Source organism: Nostoc sp., from assembly GCF_036917975.1.
Lineage (GTDB): Bacteria > Cyanobacteriota > Cyanobacteriia > Cyanobacteriales > Nostocaceae > Nostoc.
This window is the reverse complement of the sequence record NZ_JBALEJ010000031.1, coordinates 33245-52889: the sequence shown is the minus strand read 5'-3', so window position 1 is coordinate 52889 and position 19645 is coordinate 33245. Positions and strand designations below refer to the sequence as shown.

Genomic DNA, 19645 nt, shown 5'->3' with positions numbered 1-19645 from the left:
TTTTCAACAAACGGTCATTAGGGTGTCTACGAGAAGCAGTTATTACAAAGACACAGAGACACGGGGATATGGGGACATCGGAATATTGAGAAAGTATTTGATTATTTCTCAATTCACCGCGTCACCCATTTCTCGTTTCTCTCCATCTCTTCCCCCTATCTATCATTTTTTTAACAGTGGCAATTTTAGGTTTTAGATTTTAGATTTAAAATCCTTGAGCCAAATCGGGGTCAATCCAAAGGACGCTCTCTACGAGACGCTGCGCGAACGCGGACTCGCTCTAAGCGAAGCCATGCCGAAGGCTTTACGCTCCGCTATCGGCAATCCAAAATCCAAAATTTTTCGACACAGTAGTAGGGTAGGCAATTACGTCCCCCGCATTGTGTTTTTTGCATCTACATCATTGCTTCTACTAGACTCAAATGTTTAACTTATCCAGGATGAATCGGTTTTGGCGTATCCCTGTAGGTAATTTCTGGCGGCAAAATCCGCAGGGTTCGCCTTTGATAGAAGTGGAAGATTCTATTTCTTTGCGGGTGCTGGTGCTAGCGTTGGTTATTTTGGGAATTGTGGCGACGGATATTGCTGCTGAAACTTCATTCAGTTTTTGGGCATTACCCCTAAGTTTGGTGGGTGCAATTTGGAGTTACTATCGTCGCCGCGATCGCAATGTCGCAGTTCAATTCGGCATCGCCATTGGGATGTTAGTAGCATTGGGTGCTTTCTTTGGGCAATTAGTGGGAGAGTTAAATGATACGCGGTTGGGTTTGGCAGAGTTATTGATTCAACTCCAGGTGTTACACAGCTTTGATACACCCCGCCGCAAAAATTTGGGCTATTCGATTGTGATCGGACTGATTTTATTGGGTGTGGCAGGAACCCTAAGTCAGACTTTAGCATTTGCACCTGTGCTGCTGTTATTTTTAGCGATCGCTCTACCAACTTTAGTATTAGATTACCGCTCACGCTTAGGTTTGCAGCCATTAAAAATAAAAAATGAAAAATTAAATCAGAAGAATTCCGCAACTATTAATTTTAAATTTTTAATTCTAACTTTTTTACTAATTGTCGGTCTGGGGCTGGCAATTTTTGCTGTTTTACCTAGATTTCCCGGCTATCAATTACGGAATTTTCCGGTCAGTTCTGGTATTCAAGTCAAAGGTAATTTCACAGGACGTAGTATCATTAATCCCGGTTATGTCCACCAAGGTAAAGGTGAGAATCAAGGCAGTGGTAGCGGTGGTACGGGACAAAATAAAACTGGTGAACCAGGTAAGGTAGATAATAACTTTTATTACGGTTTTAATAGCCAAATTAACCAAAACCTGCGGGGTGAAATGAAACCCAAGGTTGTAATGCGGGTGCGATCGCAAGCTGAGGGTTTTTGGCGAGTATTAGGATTTGACCGCTATACAGGTAAGGGATGGGAAGTTTCCCGTAATGAAGATGTTATGACTGTTAGGCGATCGCCCTGGTCTTACCAAATTTTTCTTTACCCACCTGTGATTACTGTTAAAACCCAAGAGGTAGTACAAACTTATACAGTGGTGTCAGATTTGCCTAACCTGATTCCAGCGATGGCTTATCCCAAGGAAGTTTACTTTCCCACACCACTGATCGCTGTTGATAAGGAAGACGGATTGCGATCGCCTGTAGAATTATCAGAAGGACTCACCTACACAGTAGTTTCTGAAGTACCATACCGCGATCGCACTAAATTAGGTGAAGCTTCTACTGAATATCCACAACAGATTAAAAAGCATTATCTGCAAATTCCTCCCGAAATTGCCGAAAAAGTCCGGCAGCGCACCGAAGAAATTCTCGCTAATTACAATCGGGAAGGAGTCACGAAGTCTGCAAAAAGACTCGATTCACCTTATGAAAAGGCTTTGTACTTAGCTCAATATTTAAAGCAACGCTACTCTGTTCCCCAAAATCCCTTAGAACTGCCTTATTTGAGTGAAAAAGAAGACTTAGTAGAAACTTTTTTGTTTAAGCAAAAGGGGGGCTATCCAGACCACTTTTCAACAGTTCTGACGGTGATGTTGCGTTCCATTGGCATCCCAGCACGGTTAGTAGCAGGGTTTAGTGCGGGAGAATTTAATCCATTTACAGGGCTGTATGTTGTCCGTAATACTGACGCTTATGCGATGACGGAAGTATATTTTCCGAAATATGGTTGGTTTGCCTTTGACCCTATTCCCAATCATCCTCTGATACCACCTTCAATTGAAGATACTCAGACTTTTAGTGTGTTGCGTCAGTTGTGGAACTGGGTTGCTGGCTGGTTGCCTTCTCCGGTGACAGGTTTGTTGAATAATGTATTTGGGGCAATATTGAGTTGGGTGATTAGAGCGATCGCTTGGTTTATCGCTTTATTCTCTCAAGGTTGGTTTGGTGTATTGACTGGTTTAATCTTGGCAACTACAGCAGCTTTCTTTGCTTGGCTGGGTTGGGGTCAGTGGCGAGAGTGGCGCAACCGTCGATGGTTAAAGAAATTGCCAGCAATGGAAAGCCTTTATCAACAAATGCTGCAATGGACAACTCAAAAAGGTTTAGGCAAACATCCAGCACAAACACCTTTAGAGTATGCCAGAGGATCATACCAGCATCATGCTTTAGCAACTGCTGAGGTCATAGATGAGATTAGCCAAGCCTATGTTAGTTGGCGTTATGGTGGTCATACTCCTAACTTGCAGCGATTGCGAGAGAGATGGCAAGGTTTGAAAAAAGCTGCTAAGACTGCTAAGGACTTGTAAAATATTTCTTTCTCTATCTGCTTCCTCTGCGTTTGGAGTGGTTAATAAGTAATTTATTGAACCGCAGAGGCACAGAGAACACAGAGATAAGAGAATTGATTTTTGAGAGGTTAATCCTTATGACCTCACTTAGAGGTACAAAATTGTTCGCAGCCCTTCGTCTATTTCTTCTTGTAGATGCTCTGGTAGTGAGCCAACGCGCTCTACTAAAAACCTTTTGTCAACAGTAAAAATTTGGGACACATTAGCTACAGAATCTCTGGGTAAACCTGTAGCTTCACGCGGTAATAAAACATTGCCTGGTGCTTCTGCTAGCTGAGTGTTAGAGGTAATAATGACGACGATTACGGTGCTGATACGACTTTGAGTAAAAATATCATCTTGAACAATCACAATAGGGCGACGATACCCTGGTTCTGAACCGAGTGGTTCAGGCAAATTTGCCCACCAAATTTCTCCGCGATACACTACCAATCCTCACGGGACAAGGACATGAATTGTAGCTTTGCTAATACTGGATCTAGTTCAGAGGACTCTTCAGAATAAACTATATTCAGTTGGTTCAACATCTGATTGCGGTTGTGTTTCCGCAAATATGCTTTCAAAGCTTTTGTGTAAAGTTCACTACGAGATACGCCTAACTCTCTAGCGAGTGCTTCTGCCTCTTCAAAAATTGAATCTGGAAGCGAAATTGCAGTTTTCATTACTACGCTCCTTTTAGTCACTACGCTTCTGGTTATACCCTGGTTATACCAATTTTCAAATATTCGTGCAATAAGTCTATTTTTCTTTATTTAAAATCCTGAATTAGGGCCAGGAGTACATGGATTAGTTCTTTAGAGTCTTCTCAGAATGCTGTCCTATAGAAAATGACCGCATCTTTAAAACTAAAGAAGAATCTTTGAGCCAAGGTATTGGCGGCGCACTGCCGAAATTTTGTCATCAAGTACTATACGCTATCAGTATTGTCGAAGCACTGCACCGTTCCTTGCCAATCGTCAACCTCCATTACCATTTCTGTAAATTTTCCGGCTGTGTACTCTGTAATCACACGACGCCAGAATTTTCGAGCAACTACATTTGTGGCTATCTGATGGATTTCCCATTTCCCGCAGAATCGATTAAAGGTTTGAAAGGCGACATTTTTACCAATTCCTTGTTGTCTGTACTTTCGTAAGATAAAGAACTCTGCGATTGAATACTGACTACCTGGAATGTAAGTGTACTGATTCACCAAAACGAATCCGGCAAGCTTTCCCCCAACCCGCACAATAAAGGGGTAGCGATCGCAAAGCGTGTGCGAAGCACTCTCGCTCTCAACCCAGTAGTAATCTAGGTATGGATAGCCAAAGTAACCATGCTCATTAAGATCCTTGTTTTCAAACTCTGAAAAGTCATATTGGTAAAGCTCCATCATCTGCTGGATGAGTGGTTTTTCGTCTATTGAAGCTGATAAAACTTCCACATACATGATCGATGAAGCTAAAACACTATTCTTTCGACGACTTTAAGGCATAACTAGATATTTGGAGTGAGTTCACCACATTAGCTGTTATTTTTAATTTCGTCTAACTTGGCACGTACTGCCTGAATATCCTGCCACATCAACCATTTTGGCGCACCTTGTTCCTTAGAAGGGTTACGCAGTAAGTAGGAAGGATGAAAAATTGGCATACATAAACGCCCTTCCCACTCCAGCCATTGTCCGCGAATTTTTGTAATCCCCCGCTTATCACCAGTGATGCCTTTAACAGCAGTTGCACCTGTTAACAAGATTATTTTGGGGTCAACTAAGCGAATTTGTTCTAGTAAGTAGGGTAGACAAGCCGCCACTTCTACAGGAGTGGGAACTCTATTATCTGGTGGGCGACATTTGTTGATATTGGCAATGTATACATCATCCTCAGTAGTTAGATTCACAGATGCCAGAATTTTTTCTAACAACTGCCCCGATCTGCCTACAAATGGTAAGCCGGTTTCATCTTCATTTTGACCTGGCGCTTCCCCGATAACCATAATTGGTGCTTTGAGATTGCCACGTCCGACAACAGTATGAATTCGAGTGTCTCCTAATGGACAACGGTGACAGCGATCGCAATGCTGTGTCAACTCTGTGATGCTGGCATAAGTTCCGGGAGTGATGGGAATTTTCGCGTCTGTTGGAATCAGTTCTCGTTGGTTAAAAGTTGAGTCGTCAAAGAGGCTGAGTTGGGTTTCGCTGCTCATGAAAATCAGGATTTTGGCATCAGCGCCAGTTGTTATGTCTGAGTTAAATACCGTTTTGGCTGGAAATTTATCAAGATAAATAGATTTTTGATGAATACTTAGTTTTATATAAATCTTATTGTATCAGTTAATTTCAGACAAAATTCAGTCATGATAAAAGCAGTGCCGTCCTAAGATGCTGGGGGAAACTATGTCACAGACCCCATTGTTCGCCGATCGCACCCATGCGGGTGAGTTCTTGGCGCAAGTGATTCATGATGTTTTGACTCAGCAAACTATTGATTCTGGGGTAAAGCCCGTACCAATTGTTTATGCTTTGCCAAGAGGGGGTATACCAGTAGCAGCACCAATAGCACGTCTTTTGGATTGTCCATTGACGATTGTTGTGGCGAAAAAGATTAGCCATCCAGAAAATCCAGAGTTAGCAATTGGTGCAGTGACTACTTCGGGAAATGTTCTTTGGGCCGATCAAAAGCTACTTGGCCTTAAACATGATGGGCGATGGCGGGAAATGGCTTTAAATAAAGCGATAAACCAAGCTAAGTCTCTTGAAGCTCAATTAATTCCTGCTTGTCCGCAGTTCAATGCACGGGATGCCACGTTGATCTTAGTTGATGATGGCATTGCTACAGGTATGACAATAGCGGTAGCGGCAACTGCCCTGAAAGCGCTTTCTCCAGCAGCAGTTTGGCTGTGTACTCCAGTCGCGCCACAAAAATTGCTACCCTGGTTAGAACAGTGGGGCGATCGCACAATCATCTTGGAAACACCGGAACCCTTTTGGAGTGTGAGTAATTTTTACGTCGAATTTCCCCAAGTGGATACATTAGAAGTTCTTGCATATCTCCAGCAACAAAAGACAATGGGAGAGAATTGATCGTTTTGTGGCTCTTTCTAAATTCCCATTACGAATTACGTTAGCGTACCACTCCGTGGAAGCAAGCTACGCGCAGCGTCTCGTAGAGAGGAACGAGCGTCATTACGAATTATGAATTATTTGAAGATGTTCCCTGCTGATATTGCATAGCTTTGGCATAATCACCTAAGGCATAGCAGGCAACTTTTAAACTGGCAAGGGCTTGTTCTTCACTGCGGCGATCTTTGATATTTCTAGCTAACAGCAAACGTTCTTCATAATATGTAATTGCTTTGTTATAGTCACCCAAAGCTTCACAAGTAACTCCTAAACTGCTTAAAGATTGTTCCTCGCTACGTTTATCTTGAATTTCTTTGGCTAATTGCAACCGATCTTCATAATATTTAATAGCTTTGGGATAATCACCTAAAGCATAACAAGCATTACCTAGATTTTTTAGCACCTGAGAAGCACTGCGAACATTTTTTAAAGAGCGTGATAGTACTACACACTGTTCATAATAGGCGATCGCTTTTGGGTAATTGTTCAAAGCATACCAAGCATTACCCAAATTTTTGAGTACTTGTTCCTCACCCCAGTTATCTTTGAGTTCCCGCACAATCTCTAGGCTTTGTTGCTGATAATCAATGGCCTGTGTAAAGTTACTTAAAGCTTTATACACCAATCCCAAATTATTCAGTGCTGCCACTTGACTACGTTTATCTTGCAGTTGTTGCGTTATTTTCAAACACTTTTCTAGAAACTCAATTGCCTTTTGATGATCGTTCAGGTGACGGTAGGCATTACCTAAATGGGAAAGTGCTTGCATTTGCAATGTTAAATCTGAGGTGTTATTAAGCAAAGACAAACACTGTTGGGAGTAGGAAATAGCACCTTTGTAGTCTCCAGCGCTGTAAGTTACCAATCCTAAAAAAGAAAGTGCCTGTGCCTGTTTTTGCAAATCCCCAGCTGCCTGAAACAGTGCCAAGGATTGTTGTAAAGACTTCATCGCCGTTATTAATTCACCAGCTTGCTGTTGTTGAATTCCTTGCCGTAATAGCTTGGAACCTTCCGATGAATGGTCGTCACTTTCCTGTGGAGGTAGTATTTCTGCTTGTGAACCAGAGTCAAATTCATGGGTAATTGTATTACGCTTCACTGGTTTTAGGTATGTTATGGGTAGTTGCAGGGGAAATATAGCAATCTGATTTGATTCGGAGAACTTGCTTGCGTAGGAAGGGAACAGGAAAGAAAGGAATAGATATGTACTGGTTTTTTCAAACATCAATACGAGTCCTATATATTTTTCGATCTGTATTCCTTCGTCTTGAGGCAAGTCTGGTACTAAATCTAGTGTTCCCAAAACCAAGATGCATCTTTCATCAGGCTGCTTTACTACATTGGGGCAACCATTCATCGCAACAATATTATTTAGAAGTTCTATTATCAACATCTGCACTGTATGTATGGTGCAGGATCTCTCGCACCTCCATTAAAATTTTTCCTAGCATAGTGATTGTTTGTATTACTTGCTCAAAAATTTGTGCAAATAATTCAATAGACATCTCCAGAAATTAAAGATGTGTTACCCAGAACCCTTGTAGAGACGTAGCACTGCTACGTCAAAATAATTCTTTTTCGGAGATGTCTAATTGGTAGTGCTTGGGCACTTACTTCCATTCGCTCTACCCATAACAATCTCTCTACCGTCTGGCTCTACAACAATCAAAGAATGATTCATAAAAACCGGAAACGACGTATTTACGTTGATACACAACATAATTATTTTGTACAGTACATAAGTCCTATAATTCAGCCCTTTCAAGGTAAGTAAAAATTTTGCTCAAAAAATTCCTCTTTAATCTCTTAACTCTGTGTTCTCTGCGTCTCTGTGGTTAAATAAATTACTTTTAAACCACAGAGGCACAGAGATCGCAGAGAGAAAAACAGAGATTTTACGAGTCACCTTGAAAAGGCTAGTCCTATAATTGTATCGAGAGTAAGACAGCATTGGCTGCATTCTCGCTTCAATCCCACACTTGAATGCGTGTATACCTCCTGTCTCCTAAATTATGATCAAACGCTTGCTTGTGGTAGAGTCTCCCGGAAAAGTCAAAAAACTCAGTCAAATTCTGGGTTCAGATTGGAAAGTTCTCGCTAGTTGTGGTCACATTCGAGAACTCAGCAATGAAGGGGACGATTCCTTGGGCTTTGTCATGGACGGCAGTAATGTTCGGTGCAATTATATTCCGCGTGACCAACGAGCGAAAGAAACAATCCAAAAGCTCAAGTCTGCGGTGAGGCAAGTTGATGAAGTTGTCTTAGCAACTGACCCAGACCGAGAAGGCGAGACAATCGCTTGGCATCTCAAAGAAACCCTTGGTCTAAGGGAACCGAAACGAGTAATTTATACTGAGATTACAGCATCGGCGGTACAGAGTGCGATCGCAAATCCCAGAAAGCTAGACCAAAACTTAATCGGTGCTGGGCTGTGCCGAGATTGCTTAGATAAGTTGGTAGGTTATAAAGGTAGCCCTTTAGTTTGGGCATTGAATAACGGCGCCAAGAGTGTTGGTAGAGTCCAAAGCGCCACGTTACACCTAATTTGTCAGCGAGAAAACGAAATTCTGGCTTTTGTCCCCCAAGATTACTGGAGTGTCTGGGTAGATTATGCGGAAGGATTTCGGGCTTTTTACAAAGGGACGGTCGATTCTGCGAAAGATGCGCCAGACCAAGAAACTGAAACTAATGATGACGCAAAGGTAGGTAATAGTCCAGAAACACCGGAGTCTAAGCGCGTTCTTTCCGAAGCAGAGGCGACACGTTTAGTTGAAGAAGCACAGCAACACCCTCATCAGGTGATTCATTTTGAAGGAAAAATCGTTAACCGCCAGCCGCCTCCAGCATTTACAACCTCCAGCCTTCAGCAAGCAGCCGGTTCAAAGCTGAGGTTTGCTCCCGACAAAACCATGATTGTGGCCCAAAAGCTCTATGAGGCAGGGCTAATTACATATATGCGAACAGATTCAGTGATGCTGAGTCCAGAATTTTGTGCTAGCGCCCGTAAATGGTTAGAGCAAAACGACCCGCAGAATGTACCGTCGCAAGTCGCCAAGCATCGCAGTAGCAAATCGGCTCAAGAAGCACATGAAGCCATTCGTCCAACGGATGTATTTCGTCCCTCAGTTCAGTTGCGTTTAGAACTTCCTGATGATGAGTTTAATCTGTATGTGATGATCTGGAAACGGTCAATTGCTTCTCAGTGTCGTGCTGCCCAGTTGCGTAAAACTTTGGTGATTACTCAGTCTGGTTCTCTACTGTGGTCAGCCAGAGGGCAAGTGATCGAATTTTACGGTTATGCTCGATACTGGAACAATCTCAGCAAGGATAGTGTTTTACCTTCATTACAACAGGGACAAGCATTGAAACTGGAGAATGCTGGACATGAAAAGAAGCAGACTCAACCACCACCCCGTTATACTGAACCAAAACTAGTGCAACTGATGGAACGTAAAGGAATTGGTCGCCCAAGTACTTATGCTCCTACTGTTGCTACCTTAAAAAAACGAAATTATGTCGAGTTGAAAAAAGACCATCTGCAACCGACAGCGTTAGGGTTAGAAGTTGATGCGTTTTTGCTCAAAGCACTGCCTGATTTACTAGAGGCAGAATTCACAGCAAAAATGGAGGATGCCCTTGATGCAATTTCCGAAGGAAAAAACTCTTGGCAGCATTATTTAACTAGTTGGAATCAAAATTACTTCATACCAGCACTTTCCAAAGCTAAAACTATAGTTCCAAGTTCCTCAATAGGTAAAGCTAATGTGATAACTGAGCGCAAATACGAAACTTCCAAAACGCGATGCCCTGAATGCAAAAATTTTCTCGCCAAAATTCCGAGTAGTAAGGTCAAAAAGAAATATTTCCTCAAATGTACAAAAGGCTGTGAAAATGTCGTGCTATTTTGGAGCGACTTTAACAAAACTTGGCAGCCACCACAAACTAAAGGCGCCCAGCCTGAAAATCAACAAAAGCCTTCTGTCAAGATTACGAAATATCCCTGCCCAGTATGCAAAAAACCTCTAGAGGAGTACAGTTACATCAAAGAGGGACAGAGTAAGACAATGTTGCGATGTAGCGATCTGCGATCGCGTAAAGAAACTAAACATAAAGATGTAGCTTATTTCAGTACTCAAAAAGGGTGGTGGAGTCCTAAATTTGGGGAGTTAGGGGTTAAGAGTTCTCATACGAAGCATGAAAATGAGTGATATGATATGTTTGTTGTGCTATTAAATTCCAATCAAAGTTGACGATCACACTTCCTGTTCTTTCTACCAGCTTGACTTACAGCAGTAATTAGCGAGAATTGATACCGTTTCCGCCATAAGTATTTGCGTAGGCGTAGCCCGTCATAGACATCGCTTAATCTTACAGCAGTTTTCATGTATTTGAACCACATCTGTCGTAAGGGCACAGCAATGCTGTGCCCCTCCCGTATTTTAAAATAGCTATAAATTGAAGGATAAAAAACCCAGCTTCTCTATCAAAACCAGGTTTTTAAATAATTGTTAACTTATTTCTGGGCAGTACAACAGGGCAATAAAGGCTTGTTTACAACTTCTTTAATGTCTACTGAATTCAATAAATCTTCCCAATATTTCTCAACTTCAGGATCGTTAGGACGCTGGCGGCGTAAATTAGCTAAAGTTCTTAAAGCATCTTCCCAAAATCCAGCTGTGGCAAATAAAACTGCACGATCTAAGTCTGTAGTTGGTTGCTGTAGCTGAAGAGATAGGTTTTCATCTTGCGATCGCACAATTGTACCTTCTACATAAGAATCTTTATCGCGGTTATTAGTATCACAAATCATCGAAAAAGTCCAATTATACTCTTTATCGATTTGTAGAGATGGCTGATCGGCAGGTATATTTACACTAACAATACCATTCTGCCCAACAGGTTTGAAAGTTCCCTTATATAATGGGTCAATGCTATCACCATCCCGCAAAACAAATTCTAGTGCCTGTACTGTTGTAGAGGTTTGAGGAAGGTAGAAAAAAAATGTGGGATGCTCTGCTGTGGTTCGTTGAGCTTCCTTATCTGTTGGTGTTAGGGGAATAAGATATTGTCCAGCTTGAAAGCAACTTCCCCGTGTTCCTGCTGACCTGACCCTACCAGGTCTACCTGGAACAAAGGCAATACGATTTTTACCGCGTTGGATGTAACTTGTAACATTTCTAATTGCAGAAGTAGCATATTTATCTCCAGGACGTAGGCGTTCTGCTTGCTGAAAATTCAATAAAGCTTTTCTATAGTTTCTTCGTTTGGTTTCATTATAACCAAGTAGCATATATTGGGTGTAATCTGCTTTAGCTTGTGCTAGTTGGTAAACTGACTCCGTTGCCAAGACTTGAGTAGTACTTACAGGCTCGAAAGGGAGAAATGCTAAAGCAGCAAGCAGATAGCTTGCCCAAAATCTATGTTTCATGATATTTATGTCTATTTGTAGTACATCGTTTGGGTATATATAATACAATAGCGTAAGCTTGACAGTGACAAGACTTGAGGTGTGCTACTTTCTGGGAAGGCTGAGTTAGCCTTCTAAGGGACTTCCAAATAAAAAATATCTAATTAACTCTTGTGGGGTGGGCGTCTCGTCCGCCCTATATGGACTGGGCGGGCAGGATGCCCACCCCACAATATTGGATAATTTATTTCTTGGAGTTCCCTAACTTTTTTTCAAAAAAATTTCCCGACTTCTTAAAAAAATCGGGAATCTGAACCTTTAGATTTTCACTCATCTAAAGTTGACAGACTATTGACTTTTGTGTAGTAGCCATCTCCAGAAATTAAATATGCGTTATCCAGAACCCTTGTAGAGACGTAGCAGTGCTACGTCTCTACATTATTTCTAATGAGGTACAGCCAATTGTTCATCGGCTACCTGAACGTGATCGGCAACAATTTTACGGAATAAATCGCCTTCAATTGTTTCCTGTTCAGCTAGCAAATCGACTAAACGCTCCAAAACTATGCGGTTTTCTTGCAACAGTTCTTTGGCCTTGATGTAAGAATTGCTGACAATTTCGCGTACTTGTGAATCAATTTTGGCGGCAATTTCCTCAGAATAGTCTGATTTATTCATCCAGTCGCGTCCTAAAAATACCTCTGCACTCTGATTTTCTAGTGACAATGGGCCTAATTCTGACATCCCGAAGCGTGTCACCATCTGCCGCGCCATCCCTGTCACATGTTGCAAGTCATTGCTAGCACCTGTGGTCACTTCTGGCTTGCCAAAAACGATTTCCTCGGCGGCGCGACCACCCAAAGTAGCAGTAATCCTGGATTTAAGTTGAGAACGGGAAATTAACCCCTGTTCTTCGTTGGGAGTAAACCAAGTTAATCCGAGTGCTTGTCCTCGTGGAATTAATGTCACTTTCTGCACAGGATCGTGGTCTTTAAGCAATGTCCCCACTAAAGCGTGTCCAACTTCATGATAGGCAATCAAGCGCTTGCTCTTGCTGTCTACTAAGGCAGTACCTTCCATACCTGCAACAACTCGATCTACAGCCGCATCAATTTCTAAAATGGTGATAGCTTCTTTGCGTCTTCTCGCGGTGAGAATGGCGGCTTCGTTGAGTAAGTTGGCTAAGTCTGCGCCAGTAAAACCAGGAGTGCGGCGAGCGATCGCTTCTAATGATACGCTAGGATCAATTTTCTTGTTCCGGGCGTGGACTTTCAAAATTTCTAGTCGCCCTTTGAGATCGGGTGGATCTACCATCACTTGTCTGTCAAAGCGTCCTGGTCTGAGTAACGCTGTATCTAAAACATCTGGGCGGTTAGTGGCAGCAATAATAATGATGCCTGTGTTCCCTTCAAAACCATCCATTTCGGTGAGCAGTTGATTGAGGGTTTGTTCGCGCTCATCATTACCGCCACCGATACCAGCGCCCCGTTGTCTACCGACTGCATCAATTTCATCGATAAATATTAGGCAAGGAGCATTCTCTTTGGCTTTTTTGAAGAGGTCACGCACACGAGACGCACCCACACCAACGAACATTTCCACAAATTCCGAACCGGAAATACTGAAGAATGGTACACCTGCTTCCCCGGCGATCGCTTTTGCTAGTAAAGTTTTACCAGTACCAGGAGGGCCAATTAACAGCACTCCTTTGGGAATCCGTGCGCCTACAGCAGTAAATCTTTCTGGCTGTTTCAGGAAAGTAACAACCTCTTCGAGTTCCTCTTTAGCTTCTTCAACGCCGGCGACATCTTCAAATTTCACTCCAGTTTTTGCCTCCATTTGGAAGCGGGCTTTGGATTTGCCGAAATTCATCGCTTGGCTAGAAGCATTGGTAGAGCGTCGGAGGAACAATAACATTAAAGCCACCAGTGGCAAAATCCACATCAAATTAATCAACAGTCCAACAGCAGCTCGACTGTTAGCAGAGGAAACCTCACCAAAATCAACATTCTTCTCTTTGAGAATGTTAATTAACTCTGTATTTTGCACCAAAAGTCTCACCTGTTGCGGTGGTGCATCATCCTTTTGCCCCTTGAGATAAACCCTTGCTAGCTGTTCGGTTTCGTCAAGCTCTACTTTTTGGATTTCTCCCGCCTTCGCTTTTTTGATCAAGTCGCCATAGTTTAGAGAGGTGGTTTCTGCTTTTTGTGCCATGACAGGAGTACTAGCGAAAATTCCTGGCAACATAATCAAACTAGCAGCGATGCCTACGGCGGGCTTTGCCAACGCATCAATCCAAGCGCTGCGGTTCGAGGACTGCTTTTTTATCAATGCTTTTTTTCCCAAGTTTGTCATAATAATTACCCTTTGTCTGCTGGCACAAGTTGAGCTATGGTTTATGCCTATTCTTCTATTAAAAATTGTAATAACTGGAAATTACACTTTTCTTATCTAGTCTAACTTCCAGATAAAACCATTCCCAATTTTCTATCGGCTATTCTATAAAGTTGAGCAACCTGGATTGCTCCCACTGCGTAGGCGTAGCCTGCCGTAGATAAGCAGAAAGGTATTGAAGAAGAATTCAGAAGTCAGAATTCAGGAGCGGAGCCGGAGACGCTCCGCCTCCGGTCAGAATCAAGACGCTCGTTCCTCTCTACGAGACGCTGCGCTATCAATCGGGGATTCAGATCCGCGACTTTCTTGTTGACCACCAAATCTACGATTTGGTGGGGGTGCAAAAACGCCGGTTATTCAGACGCGACGCTCGAAGGCTCGCTACCGCTCCGCTATCGAATACTCGCTAACGCTGCGCTATCCGCTTTTTCGGTCAAAATTCATTCTGAATTCTGACTCCTGACTACTGAATTCTGTTCGATAAGCCGATAACACAGCCGAATAAAGGTTTTGCCAACAATTTTGCCGCAACTTTGCCAAAAGATACAAAAAAGTGTCTCAATTTTTGCCAATATAATATTATTTCCCAAAATTCACTTGGCAAAAATCGGCATGAGTGAGAAACCCATAGAAGATAACGGCAAGACTTTTCTCGTTCTACTTTTGCCCATCTCGTTTTTGATTATTTTCCTAGTTGCCACTTGGAGAATTTTACTAGCGCTAATTGTGCTGGCAATTGGCTTCAAGGTTTGGCAGGAATATCAATGGCAACAGTGGACTGTACGAGTTAACCCAATTTTTCATCAATTAGTTCGCGAAAATCAAGGCAGACTTACGCCAATGGACTTGGCAATCAAGGGCAATTTTCCCGGAACAACGGCAAAACGCTACTTGGATGGTAAAGCCTCGGAATTTGGTGCAAGTATAGTTAACTCCAAAGAATCGGGGCAATCTTATTACTTTATAACTGCCAGTATTCTCGGCAATATTCTTGACAGTAGTGAGCCTGTTAAAGAACTTACTGCTCCAACGGTTACTAAAACTGCGCGTTCGCTCTTAGCACCACCAACGCCACAGGAGGAAGAACCAGAAACCGAATCACTTCCAAAGCAAACACATGAGGAAGCTCAAAGATCGCTAGAAAAACAGTTAATTTTTGGCTCTCTCATCCAATCTGAACTTGCTAAACGGCTAAATGTCTATTCCAGCACAGTTTATAAACGGCGAAACGATCCAGAATTTCCTGAGTGGAGTCGTAGCAAAGACCCTGATGGCATTGCCTGGTCATACTCGGAAAAAACTAAAGAGTTTTTCCCACTGGAAGAAGAAGGATAATAATTCAAAAATATGGTGTTGCTGAGTGCGGTATGAAAAATAATTTTGCGTTATTTCAAAACCCTTGTAGAGACGTTGCAATGCAACGTCTCTACATCCAAATTCATACCTCGATTCAGCAACACCAAAAATATTAATTACTTTTGATTTTTGAATTCTAAACCCACAGCTTCGTTGATGGAATTTAATCCGCTTTGTTCTAGTTTGGAAAGTAAACCAGCTAAAATACGGCGTACCATCAGTGGGCCTTCGTAAATCCAGCCTGTATAAACCTGGATCAAGCTAGCACCAGCAGTAATTTTTTCCCAAGCATCTTCTGAGGAAAAAATACCACCAACCCCAATAATCGGGATTTGGCCTTGAGTTTGCTGCCAAATAAAACGAATTACCTCAGTGGAGCGATCGCGCAATGGTTCACCACTAATTCCGCCTGCTTCATCCTGGGGTGATTTGCCAGTTTGGTCAATTACCTGGGTTTTCAGTCCATCACGGCTGATGGTGGTGTTAGTGGCGATAATTCCCGCCAGTTGGTAGGTTTTAGCAATAATTATAATGTCAGCGATCGCTTCCCATGATAGATCTGGTGCTATCTTGACAAAAATTGGTTTTTGTGCAGTATTTTCTTGTTGTAATAAATTCAAGATGGCACTGAGCATAGAAGCATCTTGGAGCGATCGTAACCCTGGTGTATTGGGAGAAGAGACATTAACAACAAAATAGTCTCCCAAATCTTTGAGTAAACGAAAACTATCGAGATAATCCTGTGCGGCTGCTTCTAAGGGAGTTACCTTCGATTTACCCAAATTTATCCCTATAGGTATTAAGTGGGTTAACTCCTGTTTTTCTTGTACCAATAGTGCTGCCATGACTGCTGCTCCACTGTTATTAAAGCCCATCCGATTGAGAGCAGCTTTATCTAACGGCAAGCGAAACAAACGAGGACGCAGATTTCCTGGTTGGGCGTGAAAAGTTACAGTTCCTAATTCTGCAAAGCCAAAACCCAGGTTAGACCAAATGCCAGCAGCGACTCCATCCTTGTCGAAGCCAGCTGCTAACCCTACGGGATTTGGGAAATTTAGCCCAAATAAATTTTGTTCTAGGCGTGAATCGTACAGGCATAAAGACTGCTTTAAGCGTTGGTTTACCCAACTAGTAGGGGTTTGCGATAGCCAGCTAAAACTGCGAATCGTCTGCTGGTGTAACCACTCTGAATCGGTTTTTACCACATTGAATAAAAGCGGACGAATGGCAAGTTGATAAATATCCATTAGTTTTGGGTACTGGGGATTGGGTACTGGGGATTGGGGAAGAAATTTTTTAATTCCGCCGTGCTGGTAGATCCCCGACTTCTTGAAGAAGTCGGGGATCTGAACACCACTAACCTCTCAAAACTTTTGGGACAGACTACTAGTCCCTAATCCCTAGCCCCCATTTAAATATTCAGCACTTGTGGCAATATTACTCAGGGTGCTTTTCTGGGCATCCTATATATTACAAGTTATGTTAACCAATAAATCAGATGGGGCAGCCGCAAAAACCTATAGCCGCCGAACAGCAGATCCTCTCTTTGGGGCGCGTCCTCCAGAGCCTTAGAGAAGAAGATGATGTTGACGTTCTGATTGAAACTACTATTTCTTATCTCAAAGAACAGTTTGACTACAGACTGATTTGGATTGCTCTTTACGATCGCCGGAATCACATATTATTTGGCCAAGGGGGCATGACACCCGATCGCGATCATAGCTTTTTACGGCAAAGGGTAGTTCTCAGTCCTGGGGATTTATTAGAGCAAGTAGTAATTGAACAGCATCCTTTGGGCGTAGCTGATTTACAAACAGAAATCCGCGCCACCGAATGGCACAAAGTTGCCGAAAAATTCCACATCCAGGGAACGGTCATTTTACCAATTCGCTATAAAGACCGTTGCTTAGGCTTGGTGTTATTGGGTTCAGAACGCTGGGGCTACCTGCTCACAGGAGAAACAAAAGCACGTTTGATGATGGTTTTAGGTGAGCTGGGGGCAGTGCTTTATCAAAATGAGATGCTTAAGCAGCAAAAGCAAACCACGCGAAGCGACGAGCCATTATTAGAACTGCTAGAAAATTTACGCAACCTCAGTAATCTGAATCAAAAACTTGAAGCAGCAGTACAAGCAACTCATAAATTTGTCTCCCCCAGCCGGACAAATGTTTATTGGTTTGAGCGGGAAGGGCGCTACTTTTGGTGTCGGATGAGCAATCAGCTGGTTAAAATCGATCGCAATTCTAGCACTCAGCAATCAGCAGGAATTACTGTACAGGAGTTGAGCGATTTTTATTATGCTTTGGCAGTTAACCAAATTGTCTCCATTGGTGATGCCCGCAGTTCCTTAAAGAGCCATTTGACGGCAAAATTGCTGCAACGATTAAAGGTGCGATCACTCTTGGCAGCTCCAATTATCTGGCAAAAAAATTTAGTCGGTTTTTTGGCGGTAGAAAGCAATGAACCGCGCATCTGGAAGGACACAGACAGAAATTTCGTCCAGGGTGTTGCTGGTTTAATTTCCCTCGTTGCACCTACCGAAAACATGGAAGCCACGATCAAACAGATTCAAGAGGATGCCCAACTGACTAGCCAAGTTGCCCAAGGTATTTATAGCGAAAATGACCTCCAGGAAACTTTACAAAGTTGTGCTAAAAGAGTTTTAGCTCGACTAGCTGCCACCCGCTTTTTGCTGTTGCAGTATGACTCTGAGCAAAATAATTATCAATTTATTTATCAAAGCCAGCCCCATAATCGCCGACCATTGACATTTACCCTCAGTACCCTCAAAGAATTAGATGGGCAACTTTTGCAACGTTCAACTCAAGCGGTAGAAATTGAAAACTTAGATGAAGATTTACGCTTTTTTAACTGGCGACCCTCGTTGTTAGAGAATGGTGTGCGATCGCTACTTATTTGTAAATGCACTCACGGTCAGATACCAGCACCACTTTTAGTTATCACTCACGAAACCAATCGTTCTTGGACAACTCTGGAAAAGGAATTGCTGTGGGTCGTTAGTCAACAGATTGGGGTAATTGTTCGTCAGTGGCAATTACATAACCGCACCACCCAACAGCAAAAAACTTCCCAGGCTTTTGAGCAATGCTTACGCATCCTGACACAATCTCAGAACAGCATCGAGGTCGAAAAAAAGCATTTAGGAAGTGCAGCACTCGAACAAATAGCATCAATTTTGGGTTGTCCCCTAGCGATAATGCTATCCTGGGCACCTGGTCAAAGTTGGGCAGAAATTATCCCTGGAGTGGTTGACAATAGCCAATTTGGGATTTTTTCTGAGGCATCTATTCTGATCCAGGCTGAAGCCTTAATTCAGTGGGCACTTGCTACAGAGAATTACCTGACTTTGAAGGCGGATAATTTACCCCCGGAAACCCGGAAATGGTTGAATGTTCCAGACAAAAGTCAAATTTTGGTAATGGCATTACGTACAACTGCTCATTATGAAATCACTGGTGTAGTTTTGTTAGTAGACTATCAACAGCGTCGCTGGTCAGAACAAAACCTCAGTGCAACAGCAACTCTGATTTCTCAATTAGCCTGGTGGCGACGTGAAAAGCAAATTACCCGACTTTTAGAATCTACAACAGAAGAATTACGACAACTTAATTGGTACAAACATCGTCGTCTAGAAGAAATTCAAAGAATAACGGCCCATTCCCTGAAACAAATACATTATTTGGGCATTCCTGCTAATGAACTAACTCAGATGCGCTACCAGCTATTGCTGCGGCAGTTAGACCATACAGCCACCTCTATGAGTGGAATGTTAAAACTTGAGAACTGGCAGCTACATATAAATTGGGAAACTATGTCCATAGCCAGTTTACTGAAGCGATCGCTCGAACGCATCGATAATTTACTTAAACAACAAAAGCTATGGATTGGCGTACATGGCTTGGGACAATCAATTAACGAGCAAGAATCACCCAAGAATTCTTCATTAGTCAGAGGCGTTCCTACCTCCAGCGCTCAATCTGCAATGGCGATCGCTGGTGATATTGTCAAAATTGAATTAGTTATCCATGAATTATTGCTTACTGCCTGTAACCGTTCTCAAGTCGGCGGCAGAATTGATATTTGGTGTCGCCGTTTAGATGCGTCAAAATCCTCAGATACAAAGCATTCTTCTACAACTGGAGGGGCTGATCGTCAGACATCCCTAGAATTGTCGATCACATATAACGGTGCGATCGAACCACAGCTACTCACGGAACTACACAATCATAGACCAAAAGATATACTTGCTCCCTCCAACCTCGATCAACCACCAGCTTTGCATCTACTGATCTGCCAAAATCTCATGCAGGAACTAGGAGGAGAGTTGAATTTTTATCAATTACCAGATAATCGAGTCGTTAACCGTTTACTTTTGCCCTTAGCTGTTCATGACTCCTAAATGTTTCATCAGAATTTTCTTAGGGACCTCCACAAAAAGAAATGCCCAATTGTCATTGCGTACTCCTTCGGAGAACCCGAAGGGTATGGAGCGTTCGCGAAGCGTCCCGAAGGGAAGCGAAATGAAGCAACCGCAAAATCTTGGGATTGCTTTGCTACACTCCGTTT

13 protein-coding genes are annotated in these 19645 nt (G+C 42.7%); 5 read left to right on the top strand and 8 right to left on the bottom strand.

Going from position 1 to position 19645, the window contains the following annotated elements:
- Positions 1 to 440 precede the first annotated feature (440 nt).
- Positions 441 to 2759 (top strand): transglutaminase TgpA family protein, encoded by a 2319-nt coding sequence (locus V7K76_RS14485; RefSeq protein ID WP_334775331.1) that lies wholly within the window; start codon positions 441 to 443, stop codon positions 2757 to 2759.
- Positions 2760 to 2888: 129 nt separating this feature from the next.
- On the opposite strand, the gene V7K76_RS14480 is transcribed toward V7K76_RS14485, so the two are convergent.
- The 4 genes from V7K76_RS14480 to V7K76_RS14465 form a co-directional block, all read right to left on the bottom strand.
- Positions 2889 to 3227, bottom strand: a complete 339-nt coding sequence (locus V7K76_RS14480) for a type II toxin-antitoxin system PemK/MazF family toxin (protein ID WP_334775332.1) — start codon at positions 3225 to 3227, stop codon at positions 2889 to 2891.
- Positions 3227 to 3463 carry a CopG family ribbon-helix-helix protein gene (locus V7K76_RS14475; protein WP_334697558.1) on the bottom strand — a complete coding sequence of 79 codons (237 nt, stop codon included), beginning with the start codon at positions 3461 to 3463 and terminating at the stop codon, positions 3227 to 3229. The genes V7K76_RS14480 and V7K76_RS14475 overlap by 1 nt, the downstream gene beginning before the upstream one ends.
- Positions 3464 to 3708: 245 nt before the next feature.
- Positions 3709 to 4230, bottom strand: a complete 522-nt coding sequence (locus V7K76_RS14470; RefSeq protein WP_334775333.1) for a GNAT family N-acetyltransferase — start codon at positions 4228 to 4230, stop codon at positions 3709 to 3711.
- Between the two features lie 74 nt (positions 4231 to 4304).
- On the bottom strand, positions 4305 to 4985 hold the full coding sequence (locus V7K76_RS14465; protein ID WP_334775334.1) for a uracil-DNA glycosylase: 681 nt from the start codon (positions 4983 to 4985) through the stop codon (positions 4305 to 4307).
- A gap of 190 nt (positions 4986 to 5175) precedes the next feature.
- On the opposite strand from V7K76_RS14465, the gene V7K76_RS14460 reads away from it, so the two are divergent.
- Positions 5176 to 5862: a phosphoribosyltransferase gene (locus tag V7K76_RS14460; RefSeq protein WP_334775335.1), complete on the top strand. Its 687-nt coding sequence runs from the start codon at positions 5176 to 5178 to the stop codon at positions 5860 to 5862.
- Between the two features lie 109 nt (positions 5863 to 5971).
- Here the strand turns inward: V7K76_RS14460 and V7K76_RS14455 are convergent, their stop codons facing one another.
- Positions 5972 to 7000, bottom strand: a complete 1029-nt coding sequence (locus V7K76_RS14455; protein ID WP_442936265.1) for a tetratricopeptide repeat protein — start codon at positions 6998 to 7000, stop codon at positions 5972 to 5974.
- Between the two features lie 913 nt (positions 7001 to 7913).
- Between V7K76_RS14455 and topA the strand changes: the two genes are divergently transcribed.
- Complete coding sequence (gene topA, locus V7K76_RS14450) at positions 7914 to 10109, top strand: type I DNA topoisomerase (RefSeq protein ID WP_334775336.1); 2196 nt, start codon at positions 7914 to 7916, stop codon at positions 10107 to 10109.
- Between the two features lie 305 nt (positions 10110 to 10414).
- On the opposite strand, the gene V7K76_RS14445 is transcribed toward topA, so the two are convergent.
- Both V7K76_RS14445 and ftsH read right to left on the bottom strand, forming a co-directional pair.
- Positions 10415 to 11329: a DUF928 domain-containing protein gene (locus V7K76_RS14445; protein ID WP_334775337.1), complete on the bottom strand. Its 915-nt coding sequence runs from the start codon at positions 11327 to 11329 to the stop codon at positions 10415 to 10417.
- Positions 11330 to 11752: 423 nt separating this feature from the next.
- Positions 11753 to 13663 (bottom strand): ATP-dependent zinc metalloprotease FtsH, encoded by a 1911-nt coding sequence (ftsH, locus tag V7K76_RS14440; RefSeq protein WP_334775338.1) that lies wholly within the window; start codon positions 13661 to 13663, stop codon positions 11753 to 11755.
- A gap of 651 nt (positions 13664 to 14314) precedes the next feature.
- Between ftsH and V7K76_RS14435 the strand changes: the two genes are divergently transcribed.
- Positions 14315 to 15037, top strand: a complete 723-nt coding sequence (locus V7K76_RS14435; protein WP_334775339.1) for a hypothetical protein — start codon at positions 14315 to 14317, stop codon at positions 15035 to 15037.
- A gap of 137 nt (positions 15038 to 15174) precedes the next feature.
- Here V7K76_RS14435 and V7K76_RS14430 read toward each other — a convergent pair whose 3' ends face one another.
- The gene (locus tag V7K76_RS14430) at positions 15175 to 16305 is read right to left on the bottom strand and encodes a quinone-dependent dihydroorotate dehydrogenase (RefSeq protein ID WP_334775340.1); all 1131 of its coding nucleotides are present in this window, start codon (positions 16303 to 16305) and stop codon (positions 15175 to 15177) included.
- Between the two features lie 251 nt (positions 16306 to 16556).
- On the opposite strand from V7K76_RS14430, the gene V7K76_RS14425 reads away from it, so the two are divergent.
- Positions 16557 to 19478: a GAF domain-containing protein gene (locus tag V7K76_RS14425; RefSeq protein ID WP_334775341.1), complete on the top strand. Its 2922-nt coding sequence runs from the start codon at positions 16557 to 16559 to the stop codon at positions 19476 to 19478.
- Positions 19479 to 19645 lie beyond the last annotated feature (167 nt).

What these genes read in the sequence shown, in the direction of transcription:
- V7K76_RS14485 (WP_334775331.1), top strand. Translation starts at nt 441, where the DNA reads ATGAATCGGTTTTGGCGTATCCCTGTAGGTAATTTCTGGCGGCAAAAT.
- V7K76_RS14475 (WP_334697558.1), bottom strand. Translation starts at nt 3,463, where the DNA reads ATGAAAACTGCAATTTCGCTTCCAGATTCAATTTTTGAAGAGGCAGAA.
- V7K76_RS14470 (WP_334775333.1), bottom strand. Translation starts at nt 4,230, where the DNA reads ATGTATGTGGAAGTTTTATCAGCTTCAATAGACGAAAAACCACTCATC.
- V7K76_RS14465 (WP_334775334.1), bottom strand. Translation starts at nt 4,985, where the DNA reads ATGAGCAGCGAAACCCAACTCAGCCTCTTTGACGACTCAACTTTTAAC.
- V7K76_RS14460 (WP_334775335.1), top strand. Translation starts at nt 5,176, where the DNA reads ATGTCACAGACCCCATTGTTCGCCGATCGCACCCATGCGGGTGAGTTC.
- topA (WP_334775336.1), top strand. Translation starts at nt 7,914, where the DNA reads ATGATCAAACGCTTGCTTGTGGTAGAGTCTCCCGGAAAAGTCAAAAAA.
- V7K76_RS14445 (WP_334775337.1), bottom strand. Translation starts at nt 11,329, where the DNA reads ATGAAACATAGATTTTGGGCAAGCTATCTGCTTGCTGCTTTAGCATTT.
- ftsH (WP_334775338.1), bottom strand. Translation starts at nt 13,663, where the DNA reads ATGACAAACTTGGGAAAAAAAGCATTGATAAAAAAGCAGTCCTCGAAC.
- V7K76_RS14435 (WP_334775339.1), top strand. Translation starts at nt 14,315, where the DNA reads ATGAGTGAGAAACCCATAGAAGATAACGGCAAGACTTTTCTCGTTCTA.
- V7K76_RS14430 (WP_334775340.1), bottom strand. Translation starts at nt 16,305, where the DNA reads ATGGATATTTATCAACTTGCCATTCGTCCGCTTTTATTCAATGTGGTA.
- V7K76_RS14425 (WP_334775341.1), top strand. Translation starts at nt 16,557, where the DNA reads ATGGGGCAGCCGCAAAAACCTATAGCCGCCGAACAGCAGATCCTCTCT.